The sequence below is a fragment of the Ancylobacter sp. TS-1 genome (assembly GCF_009223885.1).
GTDB lineage: Bacteria > Pseudomonadota > Alphaproteobacteria > Rhizobiales > Xanthobacteraceae > Ancylobacter.
Map to the genome: position 1 here is coordinate 3,367,121 of NZ_CP045144.1, position 15,967 is coordinate 3,383,087.

The window sequence follows — 15,967 nt, forward strand, 5'->3', positions numbered from 1 at the left end:
GGACGCGGCGCGGGCCGAACGCAGCGAGCGCGCGATGACCAATCCTCCCCCGTCCAACCTGTTCTACCAGACCCGCCTGCGCCGGCCGATGCTGGCGCGCGGCGAGGGCGTCTATCTCTGGGACAGCGAGGGGCGGCGCTATCTCGACGGGTCGAGCGGCGCCATGGTCTCCAATATCGGCCATTCCAACCCGGCGGTGCTGGCGGCCATGCGGCGGCAGATGGAGCTGTCCACCTTCGGCTATCGGCTGCATTTCGAGAACGAGCCGGCCGAGGCGCTGGCCACCCGCATCGCGGAGCGTATGCCCGAGGGGCTCGACCGCGTGTTCTTCGTCTCCGGAGGCTCGGAGGCGGTGGAAAGCTGCCTCAAGCTCGCCCGGCAATATGCCGTGGCGCGCGGCGAGGGGCAGCGCTGGAAGGTGATCTCGCGCTTTCCCTCCTATCACGGCTCGACGCTGGGGGCGCTCGCCGTCACCGGCATGTCGCTGATGAGCGCGCCCTTCGCGCCCATGCTGCGCGAGATGCCGAAAATCCCCGCGCCGACCTGCTATCTCGACCGCGACGGGCTGAGCCTGGAAGAGCGCGGGCTGCGCTACGCCCGCATGCTGCGCGAGGAGATTCTGGCGCAGGGGCCGGAGACGGTGCTCGCCTTCATCATGGAGCCGGTCGGCGGCGCCTCGACCGGGGCGCTGGTGGCCCCCGACAGCTACTATGCCGAGATCCGCGCCATCTGCGACGAATTCGGTATCCTGCTGATCAGCGACGAGGTGATGAGCGGGGCCGGGCGCACCGGGCGCTACCTCGCCGGCGAGCACTGGGGCCTGCGGCCGGACCTCGTGGCGCTCTCCAAGGGATTCGGTGCCGGTTATGTACCGCTCGGCGCCATGGTCGCCGACCGCACTATTGCCGAGACGGTGATCGACGCCGGCGGCTTCGTCCACGGCCACACCTATGCCGGCAATCCGCTGGCTTGCGCGGCGGGCCTCGCCGTGCTCGACGAGATCGACCGGCAGGACCTGATCGCCGCCGCCGCCCGGCAGGGCGCGGCGTTGAAGGACCGGCTGCAAGGGCTGATGGCGCGCTATCCCTTCATCGGCGATGTGCGCGGCAAGGGGCTGCTGCTCGCCTTCGAACTGGTGGCGGATGTCGAGACCATGGCGCCGCTGCCGGTGGGGCTGAACGCCCATCTGCGCCTCGTCGACATCGCCTATGACGCCGGGCTGATCATCTATTCGCGCCGCACCCGCGGCGGGCGCATCGGCGACCATTTCCTCGTCTGCCCGCCGCTGATCGTCAGCGACAGCGAGATCGACGAGATCATGGACAAGCTCGACCGCGCGCTCGCCACCTTCGCCGCCGAGGCCGGCCTGCCGGTGGGAGCGCCGTCATGAGCCGTCCGGTCATCGTCACCTGCGCCGTCACAGGGTCGATCCACACCCCGACCATGAGCGCCCATCTTCCGGTCACGCCCGAGGCGATCGCCGAGCAGGCGGTGGAGGCGGCGCAGGCGGGCGCGGCGATCATCCACCTGCATGCCCGCGATCCCGCGAGCGGCCTGCCCTCGGCCGACCCCGCCCTGTTCGTGGAGATCGTGGAGCGCATTCGCGCGCGCAGCGACGCGGTGCTGAACCTCTCGACGGGCGGCTCCTCGCGCATGACGCTGGCTGAGCGCCTCGCCGCCGCGCGCCTCATCCGCCCGGAAATGTGCTCGCTCAACATGGGCTCGATGAATTTCGGCCTGTTTCCGCTGGCTGAGCGCTATGGCGAGTGGAAGCACGACTGGGAACCCGCCTTCCTGGAGGCCACCCGCTCGGTGATCTTCAAGAACAGCTTCGAGGACATCGAGACCATTCTCGGCGATCTCGGCGGCGAGGGCGGCGCCCGCTTCGAACTGGAATGCTACGATGTCGGCCATCTCCAGACGGTGGCCTTCTATCTGGAGAAGGGGCTGCTCAAGGCGCCGGTCTTCGTGCAGTTCGTGCTCGGCGTGCTTGGCGGCATCGACGCCGCGCCCGAGCAGCTCATGCACATGAAGGCGACCGCCGACCGGCTGCTGGGGTCGAACTACCGCTTCTCCGTGCTCGCCGCCGGCCGCCAGCAAATGCCGCTCGGCACCATGGGGGTGATCCTCGGTGGCCATGTGCGGGTCGGGCTGGAGGACAACCTCACCATCGCGCGCGGCCGGCTCGCCACCAGCAATGCCGAGCAGGTCGCCAAGATAAGGCGCATCCTTGAGGAACTGGGCCACCGTGTCGCCACGCCCGACGAGGCGCGGGCGGAACTCGGTATAGCTACGGCGGGTACGGCGCGATGAAGGTCATCTATGACGAGGCGCAGAAGCGGCACCATCCCGGCTTCTTCCTGACCAGCGGGGCACGCGCGCCCAATCCCGAGACGCCGGCGCGGGCGGACATGCTGTTCGCCGCCGCCACCGCCGCCGGCCTCGTCCACGAGATGCCGCCCGATCTCGGCCTCGCCCCGGCGGCGGCGGTCCACACGCCGGAATATCTCGTCTTCCTCGCCAACATCTTCGCCCGCTGGCAGCGCATCGAGCTGGCCTCCGAGGAGGTGATCCCCAACATCCACCCCGACCGGCGCGACGGCGCCTATCCGCTCTCGGCGGTCGGGCAGGCCGGCTACCACATGGCTGACACCTCCTGTCCCATAGGGGCCGACACCTATGGCTGCGCGCTGCGCAGCGCCCATGCCGCCACTCAGGCGGCGCGGCTGGTGGGCGCGGGCGCGCCGGCGGCCTATGCGCTGTGCCGCCCGCCCGGCCACCACGCCTTTGCCGATCTCGCCGGCGGCTTCTGCTACCTCAACAACGCCGCCATCGCCGCGCAGGCGCTGCGGGCGGTGGCGGATCGCGTGGCGATCCTCGATGTCGACCTGCACCACGGCAACGGCACGCAGGGCATCTTCTATGCCCGCGCCGACGTGCTCACCGTCTCGATCCATGCCGACCCGGCGCGGTTCTATCCCTTCTTCTGGGGCCACGCGGACGAGCGCGGCCGGGATGCTGGGCTCGGCTACAATCTCAACCTGCCGCTGGCGCGCAAAACCGGCGACGAGGGCTTCCTCGCCGCGCTCGAGCGGGCGCTGGAGCGCATCGCCGCTTTCGCACCGGGCGGGCTGGTGGTGGCGCTCGGGCTCGATGCCTATGAGGGCGACCCCTTCGCCGGGCTTGCCGTCACCACGCCGGGCTTCGGGTGCATCGGCGCGCGCATCGCGGAGCTGGGTCTGCCGACTGTCATCGTGCAGGAAGGCGGCTATGCCTGCGAGGCGCTGGGGGCGAATCTGACATCCTTCCTCGACGGATTTCGCGCCGCCCATCGCGTGGGTGTGGCGCTTGCGGGAGAGCGGCCATGACGATCCGGACCTTCCAGGGCGTGGTCTATCCCGCCCAGTGCGACGCCATGGGGCACATGAACGTGCAGCATTATGTCGGCGTGTTCGACCAGGCGACGTGGCACCTCTTCGCCGCCTGCGGCTACGATTCCGGCTGGATCGAGGCGCGGCGCGAGGGCTGGGCCGATGTGCGGCAGGAGATCGACTATCGGCAGGAGGTGCGCGCCGGCGAACTCTTCGTCATCGACAGCGCCGTGCGCCGGGTCGGCGGAAAATCGCTCACCACCTGGCACCGTCTCTCCACCGCGCGCGGGGTCAGCGCCGAGATGCTGGCGGTGACGGTCTATTTCGACCTCGCGGCGCGGCGCGCCCGCGAACTGCCGGACGTGGTGCGGGTGGGTGCGCTTGCCCTGCTTGAGCCATCGCCGGAAGACCCGGCAAAGGTCGACCGCGCATGAGCGTCGCGATCCGTCCGGTTGAGCGCGAGGACCTGCCGGCCGTCGCCGACATGCTGACGCGGCTCGCCGATCATGTGCATCCGGGCCTTGTGCCGCGCGCCGGCGTCGCCGAACTCGACCGCTACGGGCCGACCGGGCTCGGGCTGTTCGAGGTTCTGCTGGCGCGGCGCGGTGACGAGGCGGTGGGGCTGTGCCTCTACACCTACGCCTTCTCCGGCTGGCGCGGGCGGCCGGGCCTGTTCGTGGAAGACCTCTATGTCGCGCCGGCCGAGCGCGGCACGGGGCTTGGGCGTGCCCTGCTCGCCGCCGCGCTCGGGCGCGAGGCGGGCAAGGACTGCGCCTTCGTGACGCTGCATGTCGACCGCGACAATGAAGGCGCGCTCAGTTTCTACGGGCGTCTCGGCTTCACGGTCGAGGACCACGACACACTGACGATCGAGGGCGCCGGGCTGGCGGCGCTCCTCGATCGCTAAGGGCTGGAGGCCTCAGGCGTTTTCGCCCTCGATGGCCTCGATCACGCCGGCGGTGACGTCCGCCGTGCGGGCGGTGCCGCCGAGGTCCGGCGTGTGGAAGCGCTTGTCGCCTGTCACCCGCTCGATGGCCTTCATCAGCCGGTCGGCGGCCGGCTTCTCGCCGAGATGCTCAAGCAGCATCACCGACGACCAGAAGGTGCCGACCGGATTGGCGATGCCCTTGCCGATGATGTCGAAGGCCGAGCCGTGGATGGGCTCGAACATCGAGGGATAGATCCGCTCCGGGTTGAGGTTCGCGGTCGGCGCGATGCCGAGCGAGCCGGCCAGCGCCGCCGCCAGATCCGACAGGATGTCGGCGTGCAGATTGGTGGCGACGATGGTGTCGAGGCTTTCCGGCTTCATCACCATGCGCACCGTCATGGCGTCGACCAGCATCTTGTCCCAGGTCACATCGGGGAAGCCGGCGGCGACCTGCGTCGCCACCTCGTCCCACATCACCATGGCGTGGCGCTGGGCGTTCGACTTGGTGACGACGGTGAGATGCTTGCGCGGGCGCGAGCGCGCCAGCTCGAAGGCGAAGCGGATGATGCGCTCGACGCCGGCGCGGGTGAACATGGCCACATCCGTCGCCACCTCGATCGGGTGACCCTGATGGGCGCGCCCGCCGACGCCGGCATATTCGCCCTCCGAGTTCTCGCGCACGATCACCCAGTCGAGTTCCGGCCCGTCGACCTTGCGCAGCGGCGAGGTGATGCCCGGCAGGATGCGGGTCGGGCGCACATTGGCGTACTGGTCGAAGGGCTGGCAGATGGCCAGGCGCAGCCCCCACAGCGTGATGTGGTCCGGGATTTCCGGGTGGCCGGCCGAGCCGAACAGGATGGCGTCGTGGTGGCGGATCTGCTCGCGACCGTCCTCCGGCATCATGCGGCCGTGCTTCTTGTAGTACTCGCCGCCCCAGTCGAACGTGTCGACGGCGAAGGAGAAGCCGCCATCGCGGCCGGCCAGCGCGTGCAGCACCTCGACGCCGGCCGAGATCACCTCGTCGCCGATGCCGTCGCCGGGAATGGCGGCAATCCTGTAGGTCTTCATGGGGGGCTCCTCCGGCACGGGCCGTTCGTTGCGGCGCCTGAGCGGCGCTTATCGGGGCGCGGAGACTGGGCCTGCGGGTTCGCAAGCTCAATGCGGGTTAGAATGTACAAAAAAATGCAATAATATCGCACGGCGCGCCGCCCGGACGATGAAGCGGCGCGAACCGGGGGTGCGGGGGCCATGAATCTCGACCAGCTTCGCTGCTTCGTGGCGGTCGCCGAGGAACTGCATTTCGGCCGCGCTGCCCGGCGGCTGGAACTGATGCCCTCGGCGCTCGGCCGTCAGGTGCAGCTGCTGGAGGAATCGCTCGGCGCCGCCTTGCTCAGCCGTACAACGCGCTCGGTCGCGCTCACGGTCGAGGGCGCGGCGCTGCTGGAGGAGGCGCGCGCGCTGCTGGCCGGCGCGGACGACATCGTCGCCCGCTTCCGCGCCCGAGCCCGCGCCCGGGCGACCACGCTTCGGCTCGGCGCGGTCGACACCGCCGCCGCCGGGCTGGTGCCGCTGCTGCTGCACGATTTCCGCCAGCAATACCCCGACATCGCGGTCGAACTGGTGGAGGACAAGACCATCCGCCTGCTGCCGCGCCTGCTCTCCGGCCGGCTGGACCTCGCCTTCATCCGCCCGCCCGCCGTGCTCGGGGGGCAGATCGAGGCGCATCTGCTGTTCCGCGAAAGCGTGGTGGTGGCGATGCGCAGCGACCACCGGCTGGCGCGGCGCCGCTCCGTCACGGTCGAGGCGCTGGCCGACGAACCGCTGATCGTGCCCGACCGGCGATCACGCCCGCACAGCCACGACCTCACCATGAAGCTGTTCGCGCAGGCCGGGCTGCGCCCGGCGGTGGCGCAGGTCGCCGGCGAGAAGCAGACCATTGTCGGCCTCGTCGCCGCGGGGCTTGGTGTGGCGCTGGTGCCGCGCTGGACCGCGCGCCTGTCGGTGGCCGGGGTGCGCTACGTGCCGCTGTCCTTCGAGGGGGCGCAGGCGCTGAACATATTGCCGCTGGCGGCCGCCTGGGCGCGCGGCTCGCGCGACCCGGCCCGCGAGGCGATGGTCGCGCTGCTGATGGAGCGCCTGCCCGACTACAGCCGCGAGGCGTGAGGGTGCGCGTGCTGCGGGCGGGCTAGCGTCGGTAGGAGATGAGGCACACCAGTTCGCCGCTCGCGCTGAAGGTGGATGACAGCACCCGTACCTCCGTGAACGCCTTGCCCTCGAACAGCCCCTTCTCGATCTGCCCGGCGGCGTAGCCCCCGCAATAGGTCCGCTCGCCCTGCTTGCGCGCCGCGCTCACCGTGTCGGGGGCGCTGCTGGCATAGGTCGCCACCGTTCCGTTGCTGCAGAGCAGTTCGTCCGCGCGCGCCTCGCAGCGGTGCCCCGTCGCCGTCAGCTCCGAGCGGAGCTGGCTCAGGAACGCGTTGGTCTCGGCCGCCGCCGCCGTCGGCAGGAGGGCAGCGAGGGCGAGCAGCGCGGAAGCGAACGGACGGGCCGCCTTCGTGTCGGTCATGTCGTGCCTCCTGTGGGTGCGGGCTCCGCCCGGTCGAAGGCGGGGATGAGTTCCTCGAGGTCCTCGAAGATCATCGTCTTGCCGATGCGCTCCAGCGTGCCGGCGCGTTCGAGAATGTCCATCGGGTCCCGGTGCAGTTCGGCGATGCCGAGCGCGACGCCCTCGGAGGCGAACTCCGCCCGCACCTCGTTCAGCATGGTGGCCGCCGTCGAATCGACCTGCGCGACGGCGCTGGCGTCGATCACGAACCAGCGGGTGCCGGCGGGCAGCGCCGCCAGATGCGCCTTCAGCAGCTCGCGCACATAGTCGACATTGAAGAACAGCAGGCTGCCCTGGATCATGCACACGGCGAGCCCCGGCACCGGCCGCGCCTTGGGGGTGCGGTGCAGCTTGTAGAAGCCGGGGCGGCCGGGAATGCGCCCGAGCAGGGCGTCGCGCGGGCGCATCTCCTTGAGCAGCACATAGGCCAGCGTTGCCGCGACCGCGACCATCACGCCGTTGAGTACGCCGAGGCTGAGCGCGCCCCACAGGCTGATCAGCGCGAAGGCGAATTCCATCCGGCTGATGCGCCACAGCTCGGCGAACGCGCGCAGGTCGATCAGGCTCAGCGCGGCGGCGGCGAGGATGGCGCCGAGCGCCGGGACGGGGAGAATGCGCAGCGCATCGTTGAGATAGAGCAGCAGGATGGCGAGGCTCAGGGCCGCGACGAGCCCGCTGAGCTGCGAGCGCCCGCCGACCGAGAGGTTCACGGCGGTGCGCGAATCCGAGACCGTGACCGGGAAGCCGCTGAACAGCCCGGCCGCGATGTTGGCGGCGCCCAGCCCGGTCAGTTCGGCGTCGGGATCGACCTCGAACTTGCCGCGCGCCCCGAAACTGCGCGCGGCGACGATGCCGGAGCCGAAGCTCACCAGCCAGACAGCGGCGGCGCCGAGCAGCGTTTCCTTCAGCGAGAGCGCCGTCTCGAAGGGCAGCGAGAGCGTGGGAAAGCCCTGCGGGATCGGCCCGACCACCTTCACGCCCATCGCCTCGAAGCCGAACAGCCAGGAGCCGAGGGCCGCCAGCGCGACCACGACGAGGGGGCCGGGAACCGGCGACTTCCACCGGCCGAGAAGCAGCAGCAGCGCGAGCAGGCCGCCGCCAAGCGCCGCCGAGGGCCAGTGGATGCTGCCGGCGTTGCGCATCAGTTCCAGGATCGGGCCGATCAGCCCGTCGGAGGTGATGCGCAGGCCGGTGAAGCGGCCGATCTGGCCGATGAGGATGGACAGAGACACGCCGCTGATGAAGCCGAGCAGGATCGGCCGCGACAGGAAGGCCGCCACCACGCCGAAGCGCAGCCGCCCGGCGATCAGGCACATCACCCCGACCGTGACGGCGAGCAGCGAGGCGGCGACCATGCGGTCGGCGGGCGTCGCCGCCGTCAGGCTGGCGAGAACGCCGGCCAGCACCGTCATGGTCGGCGCGTCCGGTCCCACGATCAGCTTGCGGGAGGGGCCGAACAGCGCGTAGCCGATGAGGGGAAACAGGCTCGCATAGATGCCGGCCTCGGGAGGCAGGCCGGCGATCGCGGGATAGGCGATGGCGCTCGGCACCGCGACCGTGGCGATGGCGAGGCCGGCCGTCACGTCGCTGCGGATCCACGCCGGCTGGAAGCCGGCAAAGCCCTTGAGGATCGGTAGTCTGAGCGGCATGTGGCGTTCTCTCGCGTCGAACCGGGACGGACGGCCCCGAGGCGCGGCGTCGTGCGCCACGGCGGGGCCGTCCTGTCGATTCCAGCCTTCGTCTCGGTCCCGCGTTCCGGGAGGCGCCGGCCGCGAGGCGGCTAGCGGTCGAAGAGGCTCCAGTCCGGCCCGGGATCGAAGCGTTTGATTCTGGGCGCGAGCTTGGCGGTATCGGGACCGAGATTGCGCTCATAGACCCCGCCGCGCTGGTCGCACAGGAAGGTCATCACGCCGGTTTCCTGCCACCGTTCGGGATAGGCCAGCATGGCGAAGCCGGCCAGAAGGCGGTCCTTGACCATGTAGCTATAGGCGCCGCCTGGCGCGTGCGGGCCCTGGCCGGTGAGAATGCGGTAGATGTAGCCTTCATAGGCGCGCGGCTTGTCGCCGCTTGTCACCTTCTCCAGCGCCGCGGCGGCGATGCGGTCGCCCAGCGGGCTGCGGTCGGAGGGCCCCTCCGGCGGCCAGTAGAGGCCGTCATGGCGTCCGGGCGTGCTGATGAAGCGCCGCGCATATTGCTGCACCGGCTCGTCATCGTGCAGCGTGGCGAAGTACTCGTTCTGTGCCGCCACGAAATCGGCGCAGGCGGCGATGGCGGTCAGTTCGTGGCGCCCGATCACCCGGTCGGTGATCTCCTGGCGGCCGGCGGCGAGGTCGAAGGACCATTTGCCGTCCTTCGGCCGCAGCGGAACCGGAAAGCGCCAGCCCACCTTGCCGAGAACCAGCAGCTTGTCGCCGTCCATTCCGTCGGCGAAGTCCATCCGGCCGTCGGCGAGGCTGAGGAACATCTCGCGGCGGCGGCTGTCGGTCTGCGGGTCGCCGGTCCCCAGCACCTCGCGGGCGCCGGGACCGAAGAGGGCGTCGAGCCGCGCCTCGTCGGCCGCGCGCACGCCCTCGACGAGGGCGGCAGCCGCGGCCTCGGGCGAGGCGAAGGCCTCCTGCGCCGACGCGGAGATAGAGGCCGGGATCGGGGCGGCGAGCGCGGCGCCGATCAGAAGCGTGGCGAGAAGCGTGCGATGGTTCATGACGTTCTCCTCACCGCCGTCCGCCGTGGCCGCCACCGCCGGGTCGTCCGCCACCGCCGCGCGGCGGCACGGGCGGGCGGGACGCCGACTGGCGGCTCGTGCTGCCACGCTTGGCAAGGCCGGCAGCTCCCCCGCCGGCGCCGATGTCGCTGAAAGCCGAGGGACGCTGCGGCGCGCTCGGGCGTCCTGCCGCCGGCCGGTCAGGGCGCGGGGCGGGCTTGGTCGACGGCTTGGCGGATGGCTTGGCGGCCGGAAGCGTCCCCGGCCGGCCTGCGCCGGGGCCGGCCACTCCCGGTCCGCCGACGCCGGGCCCACCGACACCCGGTCCACCCGGACGCGCGGGGCCACCAATGCCGGGCGCACCGACCCCGGGCCCACCGACGCCGGGGGCTCCGGGACGGCCCGGTCCACCTACACCGGGACCGCCTGCGCCGGGACCGCCTGCGCCGGGCCCGATTGCGCCGGGGCCGCCGATACCCGGCCCGCCCGGTCCGGCAGGTCCGCCGGGACGGCCGGGTCCACCGATGCCGGGCTTGGTGCCCTGTCCGGGACGGTAGCGGTCCGGGTCCGGGCGCCACGGCCGCGTGTTGCCGTTGCCGATATTGATCTCGTTGCCGATGTTGATGTTGCCGTTGTTCACGCCGCCGGGACGGTAGCCGGGATATCCGGGATAGCCCGGGCGGTAGCCGGGATAGCCGGGCCAGCGCGGCGGGTAGACCCAGCCATAGCGCCAGTCCCATGCATTGTCGGCCATGGCACCGACGGCGACGCCGAGCCCGAATCCGATCACTCCGGCCGCGACGGCGCCGCTGTCATAGACCGTCGCCGGGTTGTAGGTCGGCACGTAGATCACGCCCGGCTCGGCCGGCTCGATGACGATGTAGGTCGTCTCGGCCTGCTTCTCGACGACCACGCGCTGCTGCGGCGTGGTGGAGAGCGCGCCCGACTGCTGCGCCAGACGGCGCAGCTCCTGAATCGTCGCGGCGACATCCTGCGGCTGGTAGACGAAGGCGTCGCCGAGGTCGGAGGTGGCGTCGAGGTCCGCGTTGAGCCGCGCGATCACGTCGGGGAAGCGGGCCAGCGCCTTGACCTGCGGCGACCAGGACTGCGCGTCGATGCCGCTGAAATCGCCCTTGCCGACCGCAGCCTTGTTCTTGTCCAGCCAGCGCCCGGCCTGCACGATCTCGATCGGATAGGCGCAGGCGGGCAGCAGCTGGGCGAGCAGGTCGTCCGGGTAGAGCGCATAGGGCGACACCAGCTTGCGGATCTCCTCCTGCGAGAAGCGGATGGCGGGTGCCGCCGCAGCCGGGTCGACGGCGGGCGCGGGCTCGGCGGCCGGGACCGTGGCTGTCGGCATGCCGGCGGCGGGCGCCGGCATCGTCGCCTGCGCCCGTGCGGGGGCGGTCGCGCCGGCGATCAGGCCGGCCGACAGGGCCAGCATCGACACCGTCGCCCGCAGGCCCGCCCCATAGTCCCTGTCGCCGCGCCGCATCAGTGGCCTCCCGAGAAGACGAGCGTCTGCAGCGGCAGGATGAGGGCCTGGATACGCAGCAGCAGCGCGTGCACGAGGGCGACGGTGTCGACCGCGTGAAGATAAAAGGCCGTGAGCCCGCCGACCTTGCCGGAGGCAAGAAGCTCATGGTTGCTGGTATAGGCGTTGGCGATGCAGCTGGAGCCCCGCGGCACGCCGTCGAGGCCGCCCTCGAACAGCGGTTCGAGGAAGACCGTGATGCTGCCCGGAGCGACAGCCTGCTGCGCGTCGAGCAGCAATTCGCTGGCGCGCAGCTGACCGGCGGCGATGACGTCCTGCACGCTTGTCACCACCATGGGAATGATGACAAAGGGGCGCGAGATGCAGGTCGCTTCCGCCACCATGCCGACCTTCATCACCTGCGCCTCGATCTGGCCGAAGCCGGCGACCAGCCTCTCGCGGCCGGCATCGTCGGGAATGAGTACGCCGGCTGGGCGCATCAGCGGGTTCACGAGGTCGCCGACCCGCAGTGTGAACTGCTCCACCTGTCCGGAAACGCCGGCGCGGATGACTGTCTTGGCGAGTTCGACCTCGGCCTCGGCGAGGGCGGCGGCAGCGCTGGCCTTCTGCGCCGGCAGAAGGGTCTCGGCCCGCAGCAGCGTGCCTTCCTTCGCCGCCAGCGCCGCCGCGAGCGAACCCTGGCGTCCGTCGACGACCGTCTGGAGGCGCTCCAGCTCACGCCGCGAGACGACGTCGGCGTTGCGCCGGTTCAGCTCGGCTTTGGTGTCGAGTTCGTCGCGCGCCTGCTGCAGCGCCTTTTCCGCCTGGGTGATCTGCCCTTCGGCGGCGGCGACGTCGGTACGGGCGACCGTCATCTCGGCGTCGATCTCGGCGATGCGCAGACGCGCGCTCTCCACGGCCGCCTTCTGGGCGGAATCGTCGAGGCGGAAGATGGGCTGGCCCTTGGCGACCTGATCGCTCGTCCCGACCTCGATCTGCGCCACCCGGCCGATGGTCTCGGGTACGATCGGCACAGTGCGGAAATAGGCGGTGACGCTGGTCGTGGAGGGGTGATTGTAGAAGACGATGGTGATCAGCGTCACCGTGAGCATCAGGCAGGTGGTGATGCCCCAGCGCAGTTCGAACCACACCGAGTAAAGGGTGATCTCGCGGCCGAGCCGCTTGCCCTGCGCATAGCGCCGGTAGAGGTAGTCGGGCAGCACGGTGAGCATCGAGCAGAGCAATAGTTCAAGCATGTCCGTGCTCCCCGCGCGCGGACGCGTCTTCCTGTGCCGGCTCCGGCGAGGGCAGGCCGGCGAGCTTTTCGGAAGCGCGCGCGATGCGGTTCATCGGCGAGAGGAAGTCCGGCAGGTCGATGAAGGCGAGCAGCAGTGCCGCCACCCACAGAAGATGGGCATGGGTGAACAGTGCCAGAAGGCACATCACCGCGACGATCTCGAACTGCAGCTTCTGGCCCTTGTGCGCCAGCCGCTCGGGCAGCGAATGGATGTGCAGGAAGAACACGCCGGCCAGCAGCGCCGCCGCGACAAGCGTGAAGGCCATGACCAGCAGCAGCCAGTCGGTACTGCCCGGCGAGGTGATGAAGAAGGGCAGGTGGTCGTGAGCGACCGGGTTCGGCGACGGGCTCATGCCCTTACTCTCCAGCATCTGCGCGGCAACAGGCGCGGTGGCAACCCGGCGACGGACCGGGGGATCCTGCGCGGGATCCCCCCTTCGTCTACTTCGTTCCCCAGTTCAGGAACAGCCCGACATCGCCCGGCATGCCGTTCGGCCACTCGACGATCATCGCGGCCAACCCGTAGCCGGCGCTCTTGAGATGGTCGCGCCACAGTTCGTAGGCCTGGCGGGGGCGCCCGGTCAGCGTTTCCGGCCAGCGCTCCTCGGTGTTGTTGATGGCCCGCCCATGGTCGGTGCACAGGCTGTTGGGGAAGCGCATCACCATGATCTCGGTCTCGCCCCGCTCGGCGGCGGCGCGCAGCTTGATCAGCAGGGTCTGGGTGATCTCGTGCAGCTTCGCCGGGGTGAGGTCGATGGGCTCGGCGAGCGTCTTGGCCAGGTCGTCCTTGGCGCGGCGGGCGCGGTCCATGGCCTCCACGGCCTGGTCGGCGCGGGAGGCGGCGATCTGATCCATGTAGCCGCGCAGATCCGTGGCGGACATGAAGCTCTCGTCGCCGAGTTCGGCAGTCTTGGCGGGTAAGGTCTGGTGACCCGGGTCGCTCATTGGTCGTCTCCGTCGGTACTGGCGGCCAGTCGCTGGGGGAGGGTCAGAAGACCTGGGGAACGTGGTGGCGGATGTCCTCCGGCTCCACATAGTCCCCGGCCTTCTGACGCTTGGGAAGCTTCACCTTCTCCGGCCGCGGCGCCTCATAGGGCACCTTCGACAGGAAATGCGAGATGACGTTGAGGCGCGCGCGCTTCTTGTCGTTCGAATCGACGACGTACCACGGCGCCCAGGCGCTGTCGGACGCGGCGAACATCGCGTCGCGGGCGCGCGAATAATCGTACCAGCGCCCGTAGGACTTCAGGTCCATGGGCGAGAGCTTCCAGGTCTTGCGCGGGTCGTGGATGCGCTGCTCGATGCGCCGGGTCTGCTCCTCCGGGCTCACCTCGAGCCAGTATTTCAGCAGGATGATGCCCGAATCGATGATGGCCTTCTCGACGGCGGAGATGGTGGAGAGGAACTTCTCCGCCTGCTGCTCGCTGCAGAAGCCCATGACGCGCTCGACCCCGGCGCGGTTGTACCAGCTGCGGTCGAAGATCACGACCTCGCCCGCCGCCGGCAAATGCGGCAGGTAACGCTGGGCGAACATCTGCGATTTCTCGCGGTCGGTCGGGGCGGGCAGGGCGATCACGCGGAACACGCGCGGGCTCACCCGCTCGGTCATCGCCTTGATCACGCCGCCCTTGCCGGCGCCGTCGCGTCCCTCGAACAGGATGCAGACCTTGGCGCCGGTCTCCTTCGCCCATTCCTGGAGGCCCACAAGCTCGCCGTGCAGGCGCTTGAGTTCGGCCTCGTAGCTCTTGCGGGAGAGCTTGCCGGAAGGCTGTCCCTCCACCGCGCCCGACGTTTCCACTTGGACGGCTGCCGCCGCCCGGGCGGCCTGCCGCTTCTTGCCGTGCTTGTCCGCGCCCATGACCTGATCCGCAACCTCGCTGTCACCGCCCGGTTCGCGCCGGACTCCCTCATGCCCATCTGGCCCGGCGACCGCCGGAACGGGAAGGGGGCGCGTGTATCATACCGTATGATACTTCTTTCCGCTCCCTCCTCCTGATCTCGTCGGCCCCAGTTCATCGCGCCGGCGGCGCGTGACCGCACCGGACCGGGCCTGGCTCGGGGGGCGGCCCATGGCTCGCCGACGCCCAGGGGGGCGTTCCGTCCATGGCCGACATCCAGCCTGCATCGTCCGACCGGGCGTCCGCGCCCGCCACCGGGAAGCTGACGCTTCTGCCGCTCGTGGCCCTGGTGGTGGGTTCGATGATCGGCGGCGGCGTCTTCAACCTGCCCAGCGACATGTCGCGCGGGGCCTCGCCGCTCGCCATCATCATCGGCTGGGTCGTGACCGGCGTCGGCATGCTGATGCTCGCCTTCGTCTATCAGCGTCTGGCCGTGCGCAAGCCGGAGCTTAACGCCGGCCCCTACGCCTATGCCAAGGCCGGCTTCGGCGACTTCGTCGGCTTCAACAGCGCCTGGGGCTACTGGATCAGCGCCTTCCTCGGCAACGTCGCCTATGCGGTGGCGATCTTCTCGGCGCTGTCCTACTTCGCGCCGGCCTTCGGCGACGGCAACAACGTGCTGTCCATCCTCGGCGCCTCCGCCGCGCTGTGGGGCATCCACCTTCTCGTGCTCAAGGGCGTGAAAGAGGCGGCCTTCGTCAATGTGGTGACGACCATCGCCAAGCTGGTGCCGATCCTGGTGTTCATCCTGGTCGCCATCATCGCCTTCAATTTCGACCTGTTCCTCGGGGCCTTCCGCAACATGGGGCGCGCCACCGCCGAGGGCGGGGCCGAGCTCGGCGGCCTGCTCGATCAGGTGAAGAGCACCATGCTGGTGACGCTGTGGGTGTTCATCGGCATCGAGGGCGCCAGCGTCTATTCGGCCCGCGCCGCTAACCGCCGCGACGTCGGGCGCGCCACCGTCATCGGCTTCGTCGGCGCGCTCGCCGTCTATGTGCTGGTGTCGCTGCTGGCGACCGGCATCATGAGCCAGCCCGAGCTTGCGGGGCAGAAGGTGCCCTCCATGGCGGGCGTGCTGGAGCATGTCGTCGGGCCGTGGGGCGCGGGGCTGATCAATCTCGGCCTGATCATCTCGGTCGGCGGCGCCTTCCTGAGCTGGACACTGCTCTGCGCCGAGATTCCCTATACCTGCGGCAAGGATGGCACCTTCCCGCGCTGGTTCGCGGTGGAGAACGCCAACGGCACCCCGGCCAACTCGCTCTGGGTGACCAACCTCGCGGTGCAGGCCTTCCTGGTGCTGACCTACTTCTCCAAGGACGCCTACAACTTCTTCTACTTCATCGCCTCGGTGGCGATCCTGCCGCCCTACGTCTTCTCCGGCGCCTATGCGCTCAAGCTCGCCCTGACCGGCGAAAGCTACCAGGGCGAGGACCGCCAGCGCCGGCGCGATCTCGTCATCGGCCTGATCGCCACGGTCTATGGCCTCTGGCTCGTCTATGCCGCCGGCCTCAGCTACCTGCTGATGGCGACCCTGCTCTTCGTCCCGGGCCTCGTCGTCTATGCGATCGCCTGCCGCCAGCGCGGCGTGCGGGCCTATGCGGGCAGCGATCTCGTCATCGCCATCGGCATTTTCGGGCTGGCGGCGCTAGCCTTCTACCTGCTCTGGACCGGCGCCATCAGCCCGCTCTGAGGAGCC

The 15,967-nt window shown here is 70.1% G+C and carries 16 protein-coding genes; 7 read left to right on the forward strand and 9 right to left on the reverse strand.

Features of this window, described 5'->3' with window-relative positions; genetic code table 11:
• Window positions 1–34: 34 nt before the first annotated feature.
• The 5 genes from GBB76_RS15760 to GBB76_RS15780 are packed head-to-tail and all read left to right on the forward strand — an operon-like array spanning window position 35 to window position 4,278.
• A complete protein-coding gene (locus tag GBB76_RS15760; RefSeq protein WP_152304182.1) occupies window positions 35–1,390 on the forward strand; it encodes an aspartate aminotransferase family protein in 1,356 nt (451 codons plus the stop codon).
• Window positions 1,387–2,313: a 3-keto-5-aminohexanoate cleavage protein gene (locus tag GBB76_RS15765; RefSeq protein ID WP_152304183.1), complete on the forward strand. Its 927-nt coding sequence runs from the start codon at window positions 1,387–1,389 to the stop codon at window positions 2,311–2,313. The genes GBB76_RS15760 and GBB76_RS15765 overlap by 4 nt, the downstream gene beginning before the upstream one ends.
• Window positions 2,310–3,368 (forward strand): histone deacetylase family protein, encoded by a 1,059-nt coding sequence (locus GBB76_RS15770; RefSeq protein WP_152304184.1) that lies wholly within the window; start codon window positions 2,310–2,312, stop codon window positions 3,366–3,368. Before GBB76_RS15765 ends, GBB76_RS15770 begins: the two co-directional genes overlap by 4 nt.
• The gene (locus GBB76_RS15775; RefSeq protein ID WP_152304185.1) at window positions 3,365–3,805 is read left to right on the forward strand and encodes a thioesterase family protein; all 441 of its coding nucleotides are present in this window, start codon (window positions 3,365–3,367) and stop codon (window positions 3,803–3,805) included. The genes GBB76_RS15770 and GBB76_RS15775 overlap by 4 nt, the downstream gene beginning before the upstream one ends.
• Window positions 3,802–4,278 carry a GNAT family N-acetyltransferase gene (locus GBB76_RS15780; RefSeq protein WP_152304186.1) on the forward strand — a complete coding sequence of 159 codons (477 nt, stop codon included), beginning with the start codon at window positions 3,802–3,804 and terminating at the stop codon, window positions 4,276–4,278. The genes GBB76_RS15775 and GBB76_RS15780 overlap by 4 nt, the downstream gene beginning before the upstream one ends.
• Before the next feature lie 12 nt (window positions 4,279–4,290).
• Here the strand turns inward: GBB76_RS15780 and GBB76_RS15785 are convergent, their stop codons facing one another.
• Window positions 4,291–5,367: a tartrate dehydrogenase gene (locus GBB76_RS15785; protein WP_152304187.1), complete on the reverse strand. Its 1,077-nt coding sequence runs from the start codon at window positions 5,365–5,367 to the stop codon at window positions 4,291–4,293.
• A 180-nt stretch (window positions 5,368–5,547) separates the two neighbouring features.
• Here GBB76_RS15785 and GBB76_RS15790 point away from each other — a divergent pair, with 180 nt between their 5' ends.
• Window positions 5,548–6,462: a LysR family transcriptional regulator gene (locus GBB76_RS15790; RefSeq protein ID WP_152304188.1), complete on the forward strand. Its 915-nt coding sequence runs from the start codon at window positions 5,548–5,550 to the stop codon at window positions 6,460–6,462.
• A gap of 22 nt (window positions 6,463–6,484) precedes the next feature.
• Here the strand turns inward: GBB76_RS15790 and GBB76_RS15795 are convergent, their stop codons facing one another.
• From GBB76_RS15795 to ppk2, 8 genes are all read right to left on the reverse strand, one after another.
• Entirely contained in the window at window positions 6,485–6,865 is a 381-nt protein-coding gene (locus GBB76_RS15795) for a hypothetical protein (protein WP_152304189.1), read from the reverse strand.
• Complete coding sequence (locus GBB76_RS15800; protein WP_152304190.1) at window positions 6,862–8,553, reverse strand: SulP family inorganic anion transporter; 1,692 nt, start codon at window positions 8,551–8,553, stop codon at window positions 6,862–6,864. Before GBB76_RS15800 ends, GBB76_RS15795 begins: the two co-directional genes overlap by 4 nt.
• Window positions 8,554–8,684: 131 nt before the next feature.
• A complete protein-coding gene (locus GBB76_RS15805) occupies window positions 8,685–9,605 on the reverse strand; it encodes a DUF2950 domain-containing protein (RefSeq protein ID WP_152304191.1) in 921 nt (306 codons plus the stop codon).
• Between the two features lie 10 nt (window positions 9,606–9,615).
• Complete coding sequence (locus GBB76_RS18975; protein ID WP_305765047.1) at window positions 9,616–11,097, reverse strand: DUF3300 domain-containing protein; 1,482 nt, start codon at window positions 11,095–11,097, stop codon at window positions 9,616–9,618.
• Window positions 11,097–12,332, reverse strand: a complete 1,236-nt coding sequence (locus GBB76_RS15815) for an HlyD family secretion protein (protein WP_152304192.1) — start codon at window positions 12,330–12,332, stop codon at window positions 11,097–11,099. The genes GBB76_RS18975 and GBB76_RS15815 overlap by 1 nt, the downstream gene beginning before the upstream one ends.
• A complete protein-coding gene (locus tag GBB76_RS15820; RefSeq protein ID WP_152304193.1) occupies window positions 12,325–12,726 on the reverse strand; it encodes a hypothetical protein in 402 nt (133 codons plus the stop codon). The genes GBB76_RS15815 and GBB76_RS15820 overlap by 8 nt, the downstream gene beginning before the upstream one ends.
• A gap of 88 nt (window positions 12,727–12,814) precedes the next feature.
• The gene (locus GBB76_RS15825) at window positions 12,815–13,318 is read right to left on the reverse strand and encodes a hypothetical protein (RefSeq protein WP_152304194.1); all 504 of its coding nucleotides are present in this window, start codon (window positions 13,316–13,318) and stop codon (window positions 12,815–12,817) included.
• A 43-nt stretch (window positions 13,319–13,361) separates the two neighbouring features.
• Complete coding sequence (gene ppk2, locus GBB76_RS15830) at window positions 13,362–14,231, reverse strand: polyphosphate kinase 2 (protein WP_152304195.1); 870 nt, start codon at window positions 14,229–14,231, stop codon at window positions 13,362–13,364.
• Window positions 14,232–14,476: 245 nt separating this feature from the next.
• On the opposite strand from ppk2, the gene arcD reads away from it, so the two are divergent.
• Entirely contained in the window at window positions 14,477–15,961 is a 1,485-nt protein-coding gene (gene arcD, locus GBB76_RS15835; RefSeq protein ID WP_152304196.1) for an arginine-ornithine antiporter, read from the forward strand.
• Window positions 15,962–15,967 lie beyond the last annotated feature (6 nt).